The 18,435-nt window shown below is 72.2% G+C and carries 10 protein-coding genes; 8 read left to right on the top strand and 2 right to left on the bottom strand.

Going from position 1 to position 18,435, the window contains the following annotated elements; all coding sequences use genetic code 11:
- Positions 1-90: 90 nt before the first annotated feature.
- The gene (locus tag LX16_RS03330; protein WP_147132895.1) at positions 91-1,089 is read right to left on the bottom strand and encodes an inositol-3-phosphate synthase; all 999 of its coding nucleotides are present in this window, start codon (positions 1,087-1,089) and stop codon (positions 91-93) included.
- 184 nt (positions 1,090-1,273) lie between these two features.
- Here LX16_RS03330 and LX16_RS03325 point away from each other — a divergent pair, with 184 nt between their 5' ends.
- Genes LX16_RS03325 through LX16_RS03310 form a run of 4 tightly spaced genes read left to right on the top strand, consistent with a single transcriptional unit; the run spans position 1,274 to position 14,594 of the window.
- Complete coding sequence (locus tag LX16_RS03325) at positions 1,274-2,593, top strand: MFS transporter (protein WP_147132892.1); 1,320 nt, start codon at positions 1,274-1,276, stop codon at positions 2,591-2,593.
- On the top strand, positions 2,590-8,181 hold the full coding sequence (locus tag LX16_RS03320) for a type I polyketide synthase (RefSeq protein WP_147132889.1): 5,592 nt from the start codon (positions 2,590-2,592) through the stop codon (positions 8,179-8,181). Before LX16_RS03325 ends, LX16_RS03320 begins: the two co-directional genes overlap by 4 nt.
- Positions 8,182-8,208: 27 nt before the next feature.
- Entirely contained in the window at positions 8,209-13,107 is a 4,899-nt protein-coding gene (locus LX16_RS03315) for a non-ribosomal peptide synthetase (RefSeq protein WP_147132886.1), read from the top strand.
- Complete coding sequence (locus LX16_RS03310) at positions 13,104-14,594, top strand: condensation domain-containing protein (protein WP_147132883.1); 1,491 nt, start codon at positions 13,104-13,106, stop codon at positions 14,592-14,594. The genes LX16_RS03315 and LX16_RS03310 overlap by 4 nt, the downstream gene beginning before the upstream one ends.
- Before the next feature lie 38 nt (positions 14,595-14,632).
- Here LX16_RS03310 and dusB read toward each other — a convergent pair whose 3' ends face one another.
- Entirely contained in the window at positions 14,633-15,829 is a 1,197-nt protein-coding gene (gene dusB, locus LX16_RS03305; RefSeq protein ID WP_147136955.1) for a tRNA dihydrouridine synthase DusB, read from the bottom strand.
- A 206-nt stretch (positions 15,830-16,035) separates the two neighbouring features.
- Between dusB and LX16_RS03300 the strand changes: the two genes are divergently transcribed.
- From LX16_RS03300 to LX16_RS03285, 4 genes are all read left to right on the top strand, one after another.
- The gene (locus tag LX16_RS03300) at positions 16,036-16,683 is read left to right on the top strand and encodes a DUF4241 domain-containing protein (protein ID WP_147132879.1); all 648 of its coding nucleotides are present in this window, start codon (positions 16,036-16,038) and stop codon (positions 16,681-16,683) included.
- A 53-nt stretch (positions 16,684-16,736) separates the two neighbouring features.
- Positions 16,737-17,378: a DUF4241 domain-containing protein gene (locus LX16_RS03295; protein WP_147132875.1), complete on the top strand. Its 642-nt coding sequence runs from the start codon at positions 16,737-16,739 to the stop codon at positions 17,376-17,378.
- Between the two features lie 63 nt (positions 17,379-17,441).
- A complete protein-coding gene (locus LX16_RS03290; RefSeq protein ID WP_147132872.1) occupies positions 17,442-17,864 on the top strand; it encodes a hypothetical protein in 423 nt (140 codons plus the stop codon).
- A 217-nt stretch (positions 17,865-18,081) separates the two neighbouring features.
- Positions 18,082-18,393: a hypothetical protein gene (locus LX16_RS03285; protein ID WP_147132869.1), complete on the top strand. Its 312-nt coding sequence runs from the start codon at positions 18,082-18,084 to the stop codon at positions 18,391-18,393.
- Positions 18,394-18,435: the final 42 nt, after the last annotated feature.

Genomic DNA, 18,435 nt, shown 5'->3' with positions numbered 1-18,435 from the left:
GAGCGGCTCGCGGCCACTCGCCGTCACTGTGCCACGACGGGGACGGGTGACGAAAGATGCGAATCTATAAAATCGGCACAAACCGCCCGCTCAGAACCGGCCGCCCGGGGCCTTCATGAACGCGGCCGACACCTCGGCCAGCACTCCGGACTCCCGGCGGTCCATCGCGGCGGCGGTACGCCGGATCGCGTCCAGCACGTTGCCCGCCGCGCTCGGAGAGTCCTCGACGCTCATCTTCAGTTCGACCTCCACGGGAGTGCCTCCGAAGCCGACCGCGTCTACCCGGATGTAGGCCACCTTGGTGTCGGCGAGGAACGGCACGTACTGCGCGCCGACGTGGGTGGCGGCGGCCGACCCGCCGCGATGCATGCCGGAGGACTTCGAGTCCTGTTTGGTGCGTAGCCGTTCGGGGTCCTGCATGGTGAGGAAGTCCATGTTGCCGCCGTGGTTGAGCTGGAACGTCTGCCGTAGCCGCACTCCGCCGGCCGCCAGGGCGTCCAGCACGGCGCGGTGCACCACCGTGGCCCCGAATCCGCTGCTGAGGTCGTCACCGACGAGCGGCACCCCGGCGTCGGCGAACCGCGTGGCCCAGCCCGGGTCACGCGCCAGCGTGGCGGGCATGCAGTTGACGAACCCGCAGCCGGCCAGCAGCGCCGCCTCCGCGTAGGTCTCGGTGGCGCGCTGCGCTCCCACCGGCAGGAGGTTCACCAGTATCCGGGTGCCGGTGGCCGTCAACCGGTCCGCGATCCGGGAGACGGTGGCGGTGCCCCGCGCGGTGAACCGCCCTGCGACCGAGTCGGCCACACCGTCGGCGAGGACGCCCTCGTCGACGGGAACCGACAGGTGCGGAACGTCGGCGAACCGGTGCGAGTTGTTGGGCGCCACGTAGATGGCCTCGGACAGGTCGCGGCCGATCTTCCCCTCGTCGACGTCGAACGCCGCCGAGAACTCCACATCGGACACCAGATGGCCGTCGCACTCGGGTGCCGCCAGGCCCGCCGCGCCGGGGTCCTTCCGGTAGTACTCGACCCCCTGCACGAGGGAGGACGCGCAGTTCCCCACCCCCACCACGCCCACTCTGATGACCACTTCGCCGCCTTTCGCATCGGGGCGCTGAATGGTACGCGCCACCCCCGACGTGCCCGCCGTCACATCGTTGAAGGTGTGGATTTCGATAGATTGATCTTCCTGCCCGTTGTGCCGCAACGGTGTGCCGAGGCTGTACGGGGTGTGATGTGAATAATGAAGAAAACCTCCGTGATCACGATGGTGGATGACCGATGCCCTTGACGCCGCACCGCACCGGCCGGACCCCCAATCACCTGGTCGCCCCGCGACCCTCGACCCCGCCCACGGGCGCGCGCTAGTGTCCCGTTTCCGGTGGCTGCTCGCCGGTTACTCCGTGTGGGCGTTCGGCGCGTACCTCAACATCGTCGCGATGGGCCTGTACGCGTACGTCGTCACCGGCAGTCCGCTGCACACCGGCCTGGTCCTGGCGGTGCGCCTGGCCGCCGGTTTCTCCGCCGGATTCGTCTCCGACCGCCTCCTCGCCCGGTTCCGCCCCAAGCGGGTCATGATCACCATGGACCTCGTGCTCGCGGCGGCACTGGTGGGACTGGCCCTGGCCCCCGGCCCGGTGGCCGTGGTCGCCCTGTACACGGCCGGTGCCGCCTTCGGCGTCGCGTCGACGCTCTACAACGTGTGCCTGCGCGCCGGAATGCCCGACCTCGTCGGCAAGCAGGACCGCGTACGGGGCAACGCGATGCTCGTCACCGCCCGGTCGATGTCCACGGTGGCCGGTATGGGCGCCGCCGGTGTCATCGTGGCCTGGGGTGACTTCCGGGCGGTGTTCGGTGTGAGTGCGGTGTGCTGCCTGGTGTCGGCGGTCAACCTCGCCCGGCTTCCGATCCTCACCGGTCCCGGGCCCGGCGGCGACGCGAGTCCGGCCACTCCGGCGGGCAGGACGTCCCTCGGCTCACTGGCGGTGTCGGCCGCCGTCCCGGTCCTGGGAATGATGATCGCGGTGCGCGTCGCCGAGGGATTCGGGTCGGCGTCGCACGTCGTGGGTCTGCCGGTCCACGCCGCCCAGACCCACCCGTCCGAACCCGCGCTGTTCCTCAGCGGGTTCTGGGTGTGCTGGGCGGTCGGCAACATCCTCGCCCAACAGGTCCTGGTGCGCTGGGTGAACCGGCGGGGCGGGGAACCGGGCGAACTGGGCTTCGCGGTGTCGGCGGTGCTGATGTCGGCCGGGTTCATCACCGTGTTCAGCGGTATCGACTCCTGGCTGCTGATCCCGGTCGCGCTGCTGACGGGAGTCGCCGACGGCTACACCGAGACGGCGTTCCTCAGCCGGCTCCAGACCGTCTCCGACGACCGGCGGGCGAAACTGTTCGGGCTCGTCTCGGTGGCCGAGACCACCGGACTCGGCGGCGGCATGCTCGTGGCCGCGGCCCTGCTCGGGTGGCTGCCGCCCTGGCTGTTGGTGACCGTCATGCACGGCATGGCGATCTGCGTGGGACTGTTCCTGCTGGCGAGGCTGACCCGGCTCCCCCGGCGACGCCGCGAAACCGAGAAAGCCGAGATTTCGACATGACCGGATACATCGTCACCGGCGAGCCGCTGCAGTGGGAACCCGACGACCCGCCCGGCATCGCGGCGGCACTGGTCCGCGCCGCGCGGGTGGCACCGGAGGCCGGAGTCGGCGCGGTGTCGTCACAGGGACGGTCCACACTGCTGCCTTATCCGGTGTTCCTATACCGGGCACGCCGCCTGTTGTCGGGCCTGCGGGCCGCCGGACTCGATCCGGGCGACACCGTGATCCTTCAGGTCGACGGCGTCCACGAGCACCTGATCGCCATGTGGGGCTGCCTGCTGGGCGGGATCCGTCCACTGGTGGCCACCGTCCCGGAGACGCCGGAACGGTGGGAGCCCCACGTCGAACGGCTGCGTCACGCCTGGGAGGCGTTGGAGCGTCCCCCGATCCTGGTCGACGACGTGGCGAACTCCCCGGCCGGAAGACTCACCGACGCGGTATTGCTTCCGCTGGCCGAACTCAGCGACCACGCCGCCGACACCACCACGGCCACCGAACGTCCCGGCGAGCCCGTCATGTACCTGATGTCGTCGGGCAGCACCGGACGTCCCAAGGTGATCGGCCTGACCGACCGGGGGCTCCGCGAACTGGGAGCGGGTGCCCGTCGCCAGCTCGGCATGGCCGTCGGGGACGGTTGCTTCAACTGGCTCCCGCTCGACCACAGTGGCGCACTGCTGCTGTACCACGTGGCACCGGTCTACCTGGCGGCCACGAACTGGCACTCCCCGACCGGTCGCATCCTGGCCGACCCGCTGCGGTGGCTCACCGACACCGCAGCGCTGGGGGCGCACCACACCTGGTCACCCAACTTCGGGTACCGGCTGGTGAGTGACGCGATCGCCCGCCGCGGCCTGCCCGACGTGGACCTGTCGGCGGTGAAGACGCTCGTCAGCGGCGGTGAGCAGATCCTGCCCGAGGTCATGGACACGTTCCTCGCCGACGTCGCCCCGACCGGCCTGACGCCCGGCGTGTTCCGGCCGTGCTGGGGGATGACCGAGACCACCACCGCCATCGCCTTCGGCCGCTACGACCATCCACACGCGACCGTCCTGGTGGGTGACCGCAGGCTGGTCGGCGTCGGTGAACCCTCACCCGGGGCGGAGTTCCGGGTCACCGGTCCCGACGGCGGCACGCTCCCCGAGGGCGAGATCGGCGCCCTGCAGGTGCGCTCGGGCAGGGTCACGTGCGGACACGCCGGCGACCCGCAGGCCGACCGGGAGGCGTTCACCTCGGACGGCTGGCTGCGCACCGGCGACATGGCGATGCTGTTGGACGGGCGGCTCACCATCACCGGCAGGCAGAAGGACGTCATCATCCTCAACGGCGACAACCACGACTGTCACCGGATCGAATCCGTCGTGGCCGAGGTCCCGGGAATCCGCGCCGACCGGGTCGCGGCGGTCGGAGTCCCGGACGCGGCACGAGGCACCGAGACCCTGACGGTGGTGTTCGTCCCCGTCGAACCCGGCGCCGCCGCCGAACCGACCGCACTCATCGACGCGGCCCGCGCCCGGGTGGCACAGCGCCTCGGACTGACCGCCGCGATCGTCATCGCCGTGCCGGAACACGAGTTCCCCGTGACCGGAAGCGGCAAGATCCAGCGCGCCGTCATCCGGCGGCGGTTGACGGACCTGGCCCCCGGGGGCGCAAGGCCGCCGGCCGACCCGAATCCGCCACGGCCACCGGCGGCACCCCGCACGCCGCCGGCGGCCGCTCCAGCGGCGGAGCCGGCCGCGCCGGTGACCTGGCGGACCCGGAAGCCCGCGCCGGAACCCGCGCCGACACCCCCACAGACACCGGCGCCGGCCGCCGCCGCACCGCCACCGCACGACGAATGGACGGCGGCGAACCCGTCGTGGGCACACATCCCACGGCGGACCGGCGACCCGGCCCCGGCATCCCCCGACGCCATGGAACCGGAGACGCCGCCGACACCCGACGCGGCCACCCCGGCGGAGACCGCGACCACGGCCACCCCGGCACCATCACGACCGGCACAGCAGGCACCGGTCACGCCCACGGTCCCCGAACCCGCCGCGACCGCCGAGGCGGCACCGTCTCCGGCCATCGAGCCGCGGCCCCACGCGGCACCGGACACCACGGCTCCCGCGGCGACCGAGGTCACCGCCACGGCCGATTCCGTCGCTCCGGCCGCCGATACGACTCCGTCCATGGTGGAGGAGATGCCGCCCGGGCCGCCGACGCCACGAGTCCCCGAGAACGCGCCGGCCACCACCGACGAGGCCCCCGCGCCGGTGGCGACCACCGAGGACGCCACCTCCGCGCCCGCCGAGGCGGCGCGAACCGAGGTAGAACCCGAATCGTCCACTCCGGCGGACACCGAGGACACACCGGGATTCGCGGTCGCCGTCCGGGCTTCGTTGCGGCGGGCACGGTCACCACTCGACGAGGCGGCCGCTCCGGCCCCCGACACGGCCGAGGTGACGACGACGCACGCGGCACCCTCCGACGACGTTCCCACCCCGGTGGCACCGGCCGGGGACCCCGCGCCGAGTGCCTCGCAGGCCGCCGTGATCGGGACCGAGGCACCGGCCGACGAGGAGGCCGCCGCACCGGCGCCGTCGCTCGGCCACGATCCCGCCGCGTCGGCTTCCCGTGCGGCCGTCCTCGACACCGTCGACGCGGCCCCAGCGGACCTCGCCGGTGACAGCGCCGCGGCCCCGGCCGAGGAACCCGCCGCCGACCCGGCCGGGAACCCCACCGGGGACCACCGGCGGGTGCGGGCACACGTGCTGGCCGCCTGCCGCGACGTCTACGGTCACGACCTCGACCTGGACCGGCCGCTGTACGAACAGGGAGTGGACTCGGTCCGGCTTCCCGCGCTGGCCGAGGCGCTCACCGCCAGGACCGGCCACGACGTCGACACCACGACGCTGCTTCGGCACGGCGACCTCGACGGCCTGGTCGCGGAACTGACCGGCACCGGCCGCGCCGGTGACGCCGTGACCGTCACCGCTCCGGACGTGACGACCGACGACCGGATAGCCGTGATCGGTATGGCGGCCCGGTTCCCCGGCGCCGACGACCTCGACCGGTACTGGACCAACATCCTGTCCGGTGTGGACAGTATTCGGCGGTTCGACGACGAGACACTGGCGGCCGCCGGGATACCCACGCACGTGTACCGGAACCCCGACTACGTCCCGGTGAGCGGCACCCTCGGTGAGGGTTCACCCGAGGCCGTCGCCGAGTTCGACGCCGACCTGTTCGGCGTCCCCGCCGCCGAGGCCGCCCTCACCGACCCGCAGCAACGGATCTTCCTCGAAGTGTGCCAACAGGCCCTGGAGGACGCCGGTCGCGCCGGAGCCGGCGAACGCGTCGGACTGTACGCCGGATGCGGCATGAACCTGTACGCCGGACACGACTACCTGTCGTCCAATCTGGCCCGTCTGAGCACCGATCCGGTCGCCGCCATGCAGATCGCCATCGGCAACCGGCCCGACTTCCTGGCCACCCGGGTCGCGTACCGGCTGGGACTGACCGGTCCGGCCGTCACCGTGCAGACCGCCTGCTCCACCGGGCTCGTGGCGGTGCACCAGGCCGTCCGCGCCCTGCAGGCCGGTGACACCGACGTCGCGTTGGCGGGGGCCGCGTCCCTGCACATACCCGCGACCACCGGGTACACCTGCGTCGAGGGCACCATGATGTCCCCCACCGGCCGCTGCCGCAGCTTCGACGCCGACGCCGACGGCACGGTCGGCGGAAACGGCGTCGCGGTCGTGGTGTTGAAACGCCTCGACCGGGCCGTCGCCGACGGCGACACCGTCCACGCCGTGGTCGCGGGCACCGCGGTCAACAACGACGGCGGCGACAAGGTCGGCTTCACCGCACCGAGCGTGTCCGGCCAGGTCGCGGCGATCACCGCCGCCATGGACGCGGCGGGCGTCACCGCCGAACAGGTCGGCTACGTGGAGGCGCACGGAACCGGCACCCGGCTCGGCGACCCGGTCGAGGTGCGTGCCCTCACCGAGGCGTACGACTCCCGCCGTTCCGGTGGCACCCCCTACCGGGTCCGGCTCGGCTCGGTCAAGGCCAACATCGGGCACCTCGACGCCTGCGCGGGCATGGCCGGGCTGATCAAGGTGATACTCATGTTGCGGCACCGCACGATCCCGCCGCAGATCCACTTCCGGCGGCTCAACCCGGCGATCGCGCCGGGACCGTTCCACGTCGGCACCGACGCCGCCGACTGGCCCGCCGGTCCGCACCCGCGCACCGCCGCGGTCCAGGCCCTCGGAGTGGGAGGCACCAACGCGCACGTCGTCGTACAGGAGGCGCCCGCCCCCGTCGCACACCCGCGCCGGGCTCCGGGCGGGGCGATCCTGACCGGTCACACGCCCGAGGCACTGCGGGAGCTCGCCGACGGACTCGCCGCGCGACTGCGGGAACCCGACGCCCCCGACGTGTCCGACGTGTTCACCACCACGGCACTGGGACGACCTCACCGCAGGCACCGGATCGCCGTGTTCGCCGACACCGCCGCCGAACTGGCCGCCGCACTCACCCGCGCCACCGCGACCGACTCCGCCGGACGACCGGGCCCGCCGGCATTCGTCTTCAGTGGACAGGGCGCGCTGCGCAACGGGTTCGCCCGCTCCCTCTACGACCACTCCCGCGACTTCGCCGACATCGTGGACCGGTGCGTCACGGCCTGTCCGGACCCGGATCTGACGGCGGCACTGCTGACCCCCGACGACCGTCCGGTGACGACCGCACTGGTCCAGCCCGCGATGTTCACGTTCCAGGCTGCCACCCTCGCGGCGTGGCGTGCCCTGGGAGTGGCGCCGGGCATCGTCGCCGGGCACAGCGTTGGCGAGTACGCCGCCTGGCACGCGGCGGGCGCCATGGACGCCGAGACCGGAGTCAGGGTGACGGCGCTGCGGGGTGCGTTGACCGCCCGGCGCACCCCCGAGGGCGGCATGCTCGCGGTACGCGCCGACCGCCGGACCGTCGACGCGGTCCTCGCCGTCGTCGACGAACTCGACCTCGCGGTCGTCAACGGCGCCAGGGAGTTCGTGATCGCCGGAGACGAGGCCGGTATCGACGCCGCGGCGGGGCTGCTGTCCCGCCGCGACGTACCCACCACCCGGTTGCCGGTGCGGCGGGCGTTCCACTCCCGGCTGCTGGACGGGATGCTCGACGACTTCGCCGCCGGGTTGCGCGGCGAGACCTTCTCCCCCACCCGGATCCCGCTGATCACCTGTGTGGACGGTCGGCTGCTGCCACCGGGCACCACACCCGACGTGGCGGACCTGGTGTCGCAGACGCGCCGGACCGCCCGATGGGACCTGGTGCTCGACACCGCCGGCACCGACGACGCCCACCGTTTCGTGGAGATCGGCCCCGAGCCGGTGCTGACCGGCATCGGCCGTCGCAACCTGCCCTCCGCGGAATGGCTCGCCGCCGGCGATCCCGGCGCGATGACCGCCGCCGCCGGACGGCTGCACTGCGCCGGCGTACCGGTGGACTGGCGCCGCCTCGCCGCCGGAGGCCGCCGAGTCCCGCTGCCCACCCACCCGTTCCATCGGGTGCGGCACTGGATCGACCACGACACCACCTCACCGTGACCGTCCCGTTTCGACGAAGGAGCCGCCTTGTCCGATGACACGCACCGCGCGCAGCTAGAACGGCGAGTCGTCGCCGTGGTCGCCGAGCAACTGGGCCGTCCGGCCGAGGAGATCACCGGCGACACCGGCTTCCTCGATCTGGGCGCCGACTCACTCCTGCTGGTGAGCCTCACCCGTCACCTCGAACGCGAGACGGGGGTGCGGGTGTCGATGCGGGAGCTGTTCTCCGACGCCGACACCCCCGCCCGACTGGCCCGCCTGGTGGCCGACCGCGCCACCGGTACCACCTCTCCCGAAGCGGCGCCCACCGCGCCGACCACGACCACCGCGCCCGCCGCACCCGTGACCGCGCCGCCGACAACGCCACCCGCACCACCGGCCGCACCGGCCGACGTTCCCCCGCCGCCGCCTCCGGCCGTGCCTGCCGCCACCGGGCTGCCCACCACCACGCCCACCCGGTTGCTCGCCGGGATAGCCGAACTCGTCGCGCGCGACACCGAACGGCCGGGCACCGACCCCGCCGTGGCCGCCGCCCAGGTGCGGCTGCTCGGCCGCATCGCCGACCTCGTCGCGGGCGGACTCGACGAACCGTCCCCCACGCCGCCGGCGACACCCACCGGCCGCGACACCGACGGCGACGGCGACGGCGACGGCGACGGCGACGAGTACATCGAGGACGGCGAACACACCGGACCCGACTTCAGCGTGTACTTCTTCGGCGACTACCCGCGCGACGAGGCCGCCGACGAGAAGTACCGGTTCATCGTCGACGCCACCCGCTTCGCCGACCGCCACGGCTTCCACGCCGCCTGGCTGCCCGAACGACACTTCCACTCCTTCGGCGGCCTGTTCCCCAACCCCTCGGTCCTGGCCGCCGCACTGGCCCGCGAGACCTCACGGATCCGGCTCCACGCCGGATCCGTCGTGCTGCCGCTCCACCAGACCGTCCGCGTCGCCGAGGAGTGGTCCGTCGTGGACAACCTCTCCGGGGGCCGCGCCGGCATCTGCGTAGCCAGCGGCTGGCACGCCAACGACTTCGCGCTCTTCCCCGAACGCTACGGCCGGCACCGCGACTCGATGTACGAACAGCTCGACGACCTGCGCCGCCTGTGGCGGGGCGAGGCGATCACCGCGACCTCCGGCAGCGGCGACGACATCGACATCCGGCTGTACCCGCGCCCGATCCAGCAGATGCCGCCGCTGTACGCCGCCGTCGTCGGCAACCCCGACTCCTACCGGCTCGCCGCCGAAGCCGGCATCGGCATCGTCACCAACCTCATGACCCAGTCCATCCCGCAGCTCGCCGAACGCGTCCGGTCGTACCGGCAGGCCCGCGCCGACGCCGGACTCGACCCCGCCGGGGGCCGCGTCGTCGTACTGCTGCACACCTACCTCGGCGACGACGAGGCGACCGTCCGGCGACAGGCACTGGGACCGTTCACGCGGTACATGCGTTCGTCGCTGGGACTGCTCGGCCAGGCCGTCAACAGCCTCGGCATGTCCATCGACGTCGCCACCACACCCGAGGAAGACATGGAGTTCCTGCTGGAGCAGGCGTTCCAGCGGTACTGCGAATCCCGGGCGCTCATCGGCACCGTCGACGGCTGCTCCCACATCGTCGACCAACTGATCGACGCCGGAGTCGACGAGATCGCCGCCTTCCTCGACTTCGGACTCGACCCGGCCGACGCCGTGGCCGGACTGCCGCACCTCGACCGGCTGCGCAGGCGATTCCGGAACGCCCGCACCGCCCCCGCCACGACGGCGACGGCACCGGCACCGCGTTCCGAGGCCACGCCACTTCCCCCGGCACCGGCGGCCCCACCGGAGCCGGATTCCGCGCCGCTCACCTACGCGCAGGAACGGTTCTGGCTCGCCGAACAGCTCTTCCCCGAAGAGAGCACCTACAACGAGGTCCGCGCCGTCAGGCTGCGCGGCGAACTCGACGCCGCCGCGCTGGAGGACGCGCTGCGGTCACTCGCCCGACGCCACGTCACCCTCCGCAGCACCATCCGGTTGCGGGACGGCAGCCCCGTACAGGTCGCCGGTGACGGCTCGGCCATCCGCATGCCCGTCATCGACCACACCGGTGAATCCGAGACCGACGTCGTCGCCCGCACCATGGCCGCCGAGAGCGCCCACCGCTTCGACGTCGCCCAGGGCCCGCTGTTCCGGCCCCGGCTGCTGCGATTCGCACCCGACCACCACGTGCTGTTCCTCAACGCACACCACGCCGTCATCGACACCGTGTCCGGCTACATCCTCGCCGCGGAGGTGTCGGAGCTGTACCGGGCACACATCGCCGGCGAAGACCCGCGTCTGCCCGAACTCCCCGTCGACTACTTCACCCACGCCAGAAGGCAACGCCTCGACGCCGACCACACCACCGACCTGGCCTACTGGGCGCGCACGCTCGCCGGCGACCTGCCGGTACTGGCCCTGCCCACCGACCGGCCCAGGCCCGCCGTGCTCGCACCGACCGGCGCGTCGGTCGTCGGCTACCTCCCCAAGGACCTCAGCGAACAGGCCCGCGAGTTCTCACGCCGGCACCGGTCCACCATGTTCATGACACTGCTCACCGGGTTCGCCGCCGCCCTGTCCCGCATCACCGGACAGCGGGAGGCCGTCATCGGCGCCGCCCTCGCCGACCGGCCGGGAGAGACCGAACGACTCATCGGCGCCATGCTCAACACCGTCCCACTACGGATCACCAGCGACCCCGACGAGAACTTCACCGACCTGCTGGAACGCGTGCGGGACACCACCATGGACGCCTACCAGCACGGCGGCGTCCCCTTCGAACGCATCCTCGACACCGTCCGGCCGCCCCGCGACACCAGCCGCACCCCCCTCTTCCAGGTGCTGGTCGTGTTCGAGAACGAGGAGGTGTTCGACCTGAACCTGCCCGGCGTCGAGGCGACCGTCCTGGACGCCGTCCCCGACCGCGCGATCTACGACCTCACCCTCTACCTGGGCAACCTCCCCGACGGCGTCCGCGTCCACGCCGAGTACAACACCCGCCTGTTCGACGAGACCACCGTCCACCGGTTCATCCGCCAGTTCGAGTCCGTCCTGCGGCACGCCCTCGACCGGCCCGAGGCGCCACTGCGCGCCGTCACCGCCCTACCCGAACCCGACCGCGCCGTACTCGACGGCTGGCAGACCGGGCCACCCGCCGCCCCCGACGGGCCACCCCCGTGGCGCCACGTCGCCCGGCACGCCACCGAACAACCCGACCTGCTGGCCATGGAGACCGCCGAGACGGCCCTCAGCTACCACGACCTCGACGTCCTCGCCGACGCGCTCGCCGAACGACTCGCGCCACTCGGTGAACAACCCGTCGTGGCGATGCGGCTGCCACGCGGACCGGCGCTCCTGGTCGCCCAACTCGCGGTGTTCCGCCGCGGCGGCGTGTGCCTGCCGATCGACCACTCCCAACCCGCCGAACGCATGCGCGTCATGCTCCTCGACGGCGGCGCCACCGTCCTCCTCACCGACGCCGACACCCCCGCCCCCGACGGCGTGGCCACCTGGCGGCTCGACGAGTTCGGCCGCCCGACACACCCCACCGACGCACCCGAACCCACCCCCGTACCGGGGCTGGCCTCCGACACCGCGTTCCTGCTCTTCACGTCCGGATCCACCGGCCGCCCCAAACCCGTACCGATCGCACACCACGCGGTCGACAACGTCTGCCAGTGGTACATCGGACGCACCGGCCTGACCACCGGCACCCGCACCACCACGACCGGATCGCTCGGATTCGACCTGAGCATCATGGAGATCTGGTCGGCGCTGACGGCCGGGGCGACACTCGTCGTCCCCACCGAGGAGGCCCGGCACGACCCCGTCGCCATGACACGGTGGCTCACCGAACAACGCATCGAGGTCGTGTGGCTTCCCACCGTCCTGGCCGAGGGAGTGGTGTCACTCCCAGAATCCGACCGGCTGCCGACCCGCGTCATCACCACGGCGGGCTCGGCACTGCGGGTCGCCCCCCGGCCCACCGCGCCGTTCGCGCTCGTCAACGGCTACGGCCCCGCCGAGGCCACCATCCTCGCCACCCACGCCACCGTTCCGCCGGGCGCCGAGGTGATACCGATCGGCCGTCCACTGCCCGGATACCGCGTCCGCCTCCTCGACGAGGACGGCGAACAGGTGTCGCCCGGCGTCACCGGCGAGCTGTACATCGGCGGCACCGGGGTCACCTCCGGATACCTCAACCGGCCCGAACTCACCGCCGAGCGGTTCACCACCACCACCGCCGGTGAACTCCTTTACCGCACCGGCGACCTGGCACGCTGGAACCACCGGGGCGAACTGGAGTTCCTGGGCCGCAACGACGACCAGGTGCAGATCCGCGGCTATCGGGTCGAACCCGGCGAGGTCGCCGCCGCACTGCGCGCCCTGCCCGGCATCGACGACGCCGCCGTCCTCGGCGAAGGCGACCCACCGGAACTCGTCGCACACGTCGCCACCGCCGACCCCGTGGAACCCCGCACCCTCATCGAACGACTGCGGCGGCGCCTCCCGGACCACATGATCCCCCGCAGGTTCGCGTTCCTACCCCGCCTGCCCCTCAATCCCAACGGCAAACTGGACCGGACACGGCTACCGGAGGCGGCGGCCCCCGAACTGGCACCGCGCCGGGAACCCACCGGCCGCGAAACGGAGGTCATCACGTTGTGGCGCGCCGAACTCGACATCGCGCACATAGACCCGGAGACGTCGTTCTTCGACCTGGGCGGTGACTCCCTGGCGGCGGCCCGGCTCGTCGCGAAGATCCGGCACACCACCGGGGACCCGTACCCCCTGCTGGACTTCTTCCGCGCCCCCACGGTGGCCGCCATGGCCGCGCGGCTCGGCGACGCCGCACCGCGCCCCGAGACCACCGCGGGCACCGGCCGGGTCAGGGGGTCGGTGTGAACGCCGTCCACCCGATCCGGCGGCTGTCACTGGACGACGTCCAGGTCCACGCCGACGGCGACCTGCTCCGTTACGACGCACCGGAGTCCGACTTCACCGACGACCGTCTCGCCGCGCTCCGCGACGACAAGGCCGCGCTGCTGGCGTGGCTGCGTGACACCGACCCGCAGGGGCGGGTGGCCCACCGCGCACCGTCCTCCCACGTCCAGGCGGAGGTGTGGCGCAAGGCCCGCCGGAACAGGAACCCCGTGGTGTACACGCTCGCGCAACGCTGGCACATCACCGGGCCCTTCGACGTCGCCGCGTTCACCGAGGCCGTCGGCTGGTGGCACGCCCGGCACGCCGCGCTGCGCACCCGCTTCACCGCCCTGCCCGACGACCCCGACGACCCCGTCATCGAGGTCCTGGAACCGTGGGACGCCGCGCCCGAGTTCACCGACCTGACCGTACTGCCCGAACCCGACCGCACCACCGAGCTCGAACGGCTGTGCCGGGCCGCCGTGGAACGCGACCTGCCCCTCACCGAGGCTCCACTGTGGTCATTGCGGCTGTGGCGGCTGGAACCCGAGCGGCACGTCCTGCTGTGGCGCCTACACCACGCCATAGTGGACGGAACGGCGATGGCGCGGCTGCAGGCCGAACTCATGCACGCCTACCGGGCGTTCCGGGACGGAGGAACCCCGGAACTCCCCGACGTGACCACCGACCTGGCCGACTACGCCCGCGACCGCCGCCGCGCGATAGCCGACGGACACCTCGCGGAGATCGCCGACTACTGGCGCACCGAACTCGACGGCGCACCGCTGCGCCCGGAGTTCGCGTACGACCGGCCCCGACCGGAACGACTCTCCGGCGAGGGCGCCATCCACGAGTTCGGCGTCCCCGCCGAGGTCCTGGCCGGGCTGCGCGCCACCGCACGCCACCACCAGACCACCCTCTACATCGTCATGCTGACGGCCTACGCGGTCATGCTCGCCGAGTTCACCGGGCAGTCGGAGGTGGTGCTGCCGGTGTCCTACGCCAACCGGTCCGATCCACGTCACGCCGACGTGGTCGGGATGCTGTCGGAACGGGTCCCCATCCGCGTGCGGCTGGCCGAGGCCGACGACTTCGCCGACCTCGTCGACCAGGTGGGCCACCGCGTCTTCGAGGCCATGGACCACCAGGGGTTGCCGCTGAGCGTGCTGCTGTCCGAACTACCGCCGGACGCCCGGCCCCGCCCCGACTTCCCGCACGCCCTGTTCACGCTGCTGGACGGGTTCGAGGCCACCCCCGAAGTACCCGGTCTCGACATCGAATCCGCCTCCGACGCCCCACAGGGCGCCGCCAGGATGGACTTCTACTGCTTCATGACGACCGGGCCGTCGGGACTCCGCGGCTGGCTGGAGTACTCCACCGACGTGTTCGACGCCGACACCGTGGCCCACTGGATCACCCGGTTCACGACACTGCTCACCCAGGCGGCCACCGGCGGCGACTCGCGCTGAGCGGCCGTCTTCGATCCCGCGAGGACCGAAGACGGTCGCTAACCCCCGGAGTGTTCGACCTCGGCGGCGGCGGGGACCGTGTCGTCGTCGGGGTCGGCCAGCCACCCGTCCGGCAGGTGGACCTTGGCGGGCGTGTTGGTGCGGCCGCGCGGTTGACCGAGGATGCCGGTCGGGAACCGCTGGTCGAGGTCGAGCCGTGCCAACCCGTCCTCCAGTTCGGCCAGTGAGGACACCATCGCCAACGCCCGGCGCTGCTCCCCGCCGACACTGAAACCCTTGAGGTACCACGCCACGTGTTTGCGGAAGTCCGCGCAACCGTGCTCCTCCGCCGAGATGTTGCGGCGCCGTTCGGGCCGGAGGGTCCGCCCCTCCGGGACCGGGGCGCCGGCCCCGGCGTACCAGTCGACCAACAGGGCGGCGTGCCGGGCCATCATCGCCGCGACCTCCCGCAGCGTCGGCAACACCGGCCGCACCTCCCCCGAACCGCCGTCGCGGCGGGCCGTGAACGCCGACTCCAGGTCGCGGAACAGCCACGGCCTCCCCAGACAGCCACGACCGACCACCACCCCGTCACAACCGGTCTCGTCGACCATGCGGAGCGCGTCGGATGCCTCCCAGATGTCGCCGTTGCCGAGGACGGGGATGTCGAGTGCCTGTTTCAGGGCGGCGATCGACTCCCAGTCGGCGGCACCCGAGTACCGCTGCGCGGCGGTGCGCGCGTGCAGGGCGACCCAGGTCGCGCCGGCGTCCTGTGCCCTCAGGCCCGCCTCCACGAAGGTGAGGTGGTCGTCGTCGATGCCCTTGCGCATCTTGACCGTCACGGGGATCCCCGAGGGGGCGGCGGCCTCCACGGCGGCCGACACGATCTGGCCGAACAGGCGCCGCTTGTAGGGCAACGCGGACCCGCCGCCCTTGCGGGTGACCTTGGGCACGCTGCAACCGAAGTTCATGTCGACGTGGTCGGCCAGGTCCTCCGCGACGATCATCTCGACGGCCTTGCGCACCGTCACCGGGTCGACGCCGTAGAGCTGGAGGCTGCGGGGCCGCTCGGTCTCCCCGAACGCGATCATCCGGGTCGTCTTGGGGTTGCGTTCGATCAACGCCCGGGTCATCACCATCTCGCAGGTGTAGACGCCGGCGCCCTGCTCCGCGCACAGCCGCCGGTACGCGACGTTCGTGATGCCGGCCATGGGAGCCAGCACCACCGGCGGATCGACGGGGTATCTCCCCAGCATCAGCGTCGTGGTCACGCCGTCAACGATGACACAGCGGCGTGGGACGGAGAACGGCCCGGGCACGTGATGCGCGCCCGACCGGGGCACCGCGACCCGTCGCGGGTCCGTCGGCACCGGGTCTTCTCCCCGGCACAGACACCTCGGGTGCGATATACCGTGGTTCCGTCGTACCGGCGGTCGCGGCGTCGCTTCCCTACACTGATCCGATGCCGTATCACCCCGATCTGGCCGGGCTCCTCATCCCCGGATCCGAGCACCCCGACCCCGACGCCGGGTACCACTACGTCGTGCGGCCACACGCGCTGCCCGACGCGGTGCTGCCGTCGGGACGTGTGGCGGCCTGTGACCCGCTCGTGAGCTGCGGAGACGCCGAGCCGCTGGAGTTCCGGGTGCCGCCCGGCCGGTACCCGCTGGTGGCGTGGGTCGCCTCGACGGTCCGCGACGGCGTGGAGTACGGCCACCGGGTGACCGCCCTCCAGATGCGGGTCCACGACGCCCCGATCCACCACTGGAGACTCGACGGCGACGCCGCGCGGACCGCCTCGCTCGGCGAGTCGGAGTTCACCGGCTTCCCCGTCGACGCCGGCTGCGCCGCACTGTCCGACGTGGTCGCGCTGCGCGCGCTCCACGGCTGGGACGAGGAGGACGTGGAGGACGTGTTCATGCCGGAGGCACCGGAGGTGCCCGGGGTGCCGGGCTCGGCCTCCGCCGTCACCGACCACGACACCGGCGCCAACGTCGTCATCGTCGGATCCGGCTGGGGCGACGGCGTCTACCCCGTCTTCGCCTGCTTCGACGACACCGAGCGCTTCACCGGCTACGTCATCGACTTCATGGTCGTACCCACGTTGTGAGTCAAGGGGATCCGGCGTTCGGCACCGTCTCGCCGTACCCCTAAACTGCCTCGATGCCTTACCATCCCAACATCCCACGACTGCTGACACCCGGCAGCACGTACCGTATGGCACCCGGGACGGTCGAGTACGTGATCGAGCGACGGGACCTGCCGGACGCGGTCGTCCCCACCGGACACGTCGCCGTCGCCGACCCGTTGGGCGGAGCCTCACGCCGGCTTCCGACCCCACTGGAACCGGGCAAGTACCCGCTGATCGCCTGGGTGGCGTCCCGCCGCCGCAACGGCGACGAGATGGACCGCAGGGTCGCCGCCCTCCAACTGCTCGTCCACGACGCACCCGTCGCCCGGTGGGAACTCACCGGCGCCCCGGAGAGCCTCGCCGACCTGGGCGACACCGAGTACGTCGGGCTCACCGTCGACACCGGACGCGTCGCGGTGTCGGACGTGACGGCGCTGGACGCACTGTCCACCTGGGACGAACGCCGTACCTCACAGACCTTCGGCGTCCGCCCGGGCCGCACCGACCCCGTTCCCGGAATCGTCGAGACCGTGGTCGACGGCACCGAGGGCGCCAACGTGGTCGCCGTGGGATCCGGCTGGGGCGACGGCGTCTACCCCGTCTTCGCCTGCTTCGACGACACCGAGCGCTTCACCGGGTACGTCATCGACTTCATGGTCGTACCCGAGCCCTGACCCGCCCGGAACGTCCCACCCGGCGGCTACCCTGACGGTCACACGCCGACGAGGGGACTCGCCATGACCCATCCGATGCTGACCCGCCTCGAACCGTTCATCGGACGCTGGAACCTCTCGGTCCCGGGCATGCCCGCCACCGAGGCGTACACCGACTTCTCCTGGATCGAGGGCGGTGCCTTCATGCGGCAGGAGTCGCGAGTGGACGCCGAGGGCTGGCCGCAGGGCGTCCTGATCATCGGGGCGGACGAGACCACCGGCGAGTACACCCAGTGCTACTCCGACTCGCGTGGCGTGCACCGGATCTACCGGATGACGTTCGACGGGCGCGAATGGCGGCTGTGGCGAGACGTCCCCGGCTTCGCGCAGCGCTTCACCGGCCGGTTCTCCGACGACGGTGACACGATCGAAGGCGGGTACGAGCTCGACACCGACGGCGAGTGGCGGCGCGACTTCGAGATCGTGTACCGCCGCGCGACGGGCTGACCCCGCCACTTCCGTCCCGGTGGCGGACCGTCGACACGCCGGTCCCCGATTCGGGGAAGCCGCGGGTCCCACACCACGCCCGGCGGTATCGTCGGCGTGCGGCACGAAACCGGGATGACCGGGTGCCGGCCCGGACGTACGTTGGGGTGAAACCGCCGGAAGGCCGCAACTCGACCCCCGGTCGGCGCGTTGGTTGTGCGGAAGGAGCTCACGACAGATGCCACAGACCCGTCGCCACGACAGTCATCCGCCCGTACTCACCACCGAGGCCCACGCGGCCGTGGAGGCCGCGATCCTCGGCGCCGCCATCCTCGCGGCCCGCGCCGCGGAATCCGCCGCCCCGCCCGGCGAGGCCGTCATCACGCCGTCCACCGACCCGGTGCCGGACACGGTGTCGGTACCCGACAGCCCCGCGGCGCTGTGGACCTCGGTCAGCCGCACCCGGCTCCGTGTCGGCACCACCGCGCCGTTGCCCGCCGAGTACGAGGGATGGGTCGCTCCCGGCATCGTGATCTCCGCGGTGGACTGACCACCACGAGACGGACCACCCGTCCGGTCGCCGAAGCGGCCC

The organism is Stackebrandtia albiflava, from assembly GCF_007994225.1.
Taxonomy (GTDB): Bacteria; Actinomycetota; Actinomycetes; order Mycobacteriales; family Micromonosporaceae; genus Stackebrandtia; species Stackebrandtia albiflava.
The sequence above is the reverse complement of the archived record's forward strand: the minus strand, read 5'-3'. Positions and strand labels throughout refer to the sequence as shown.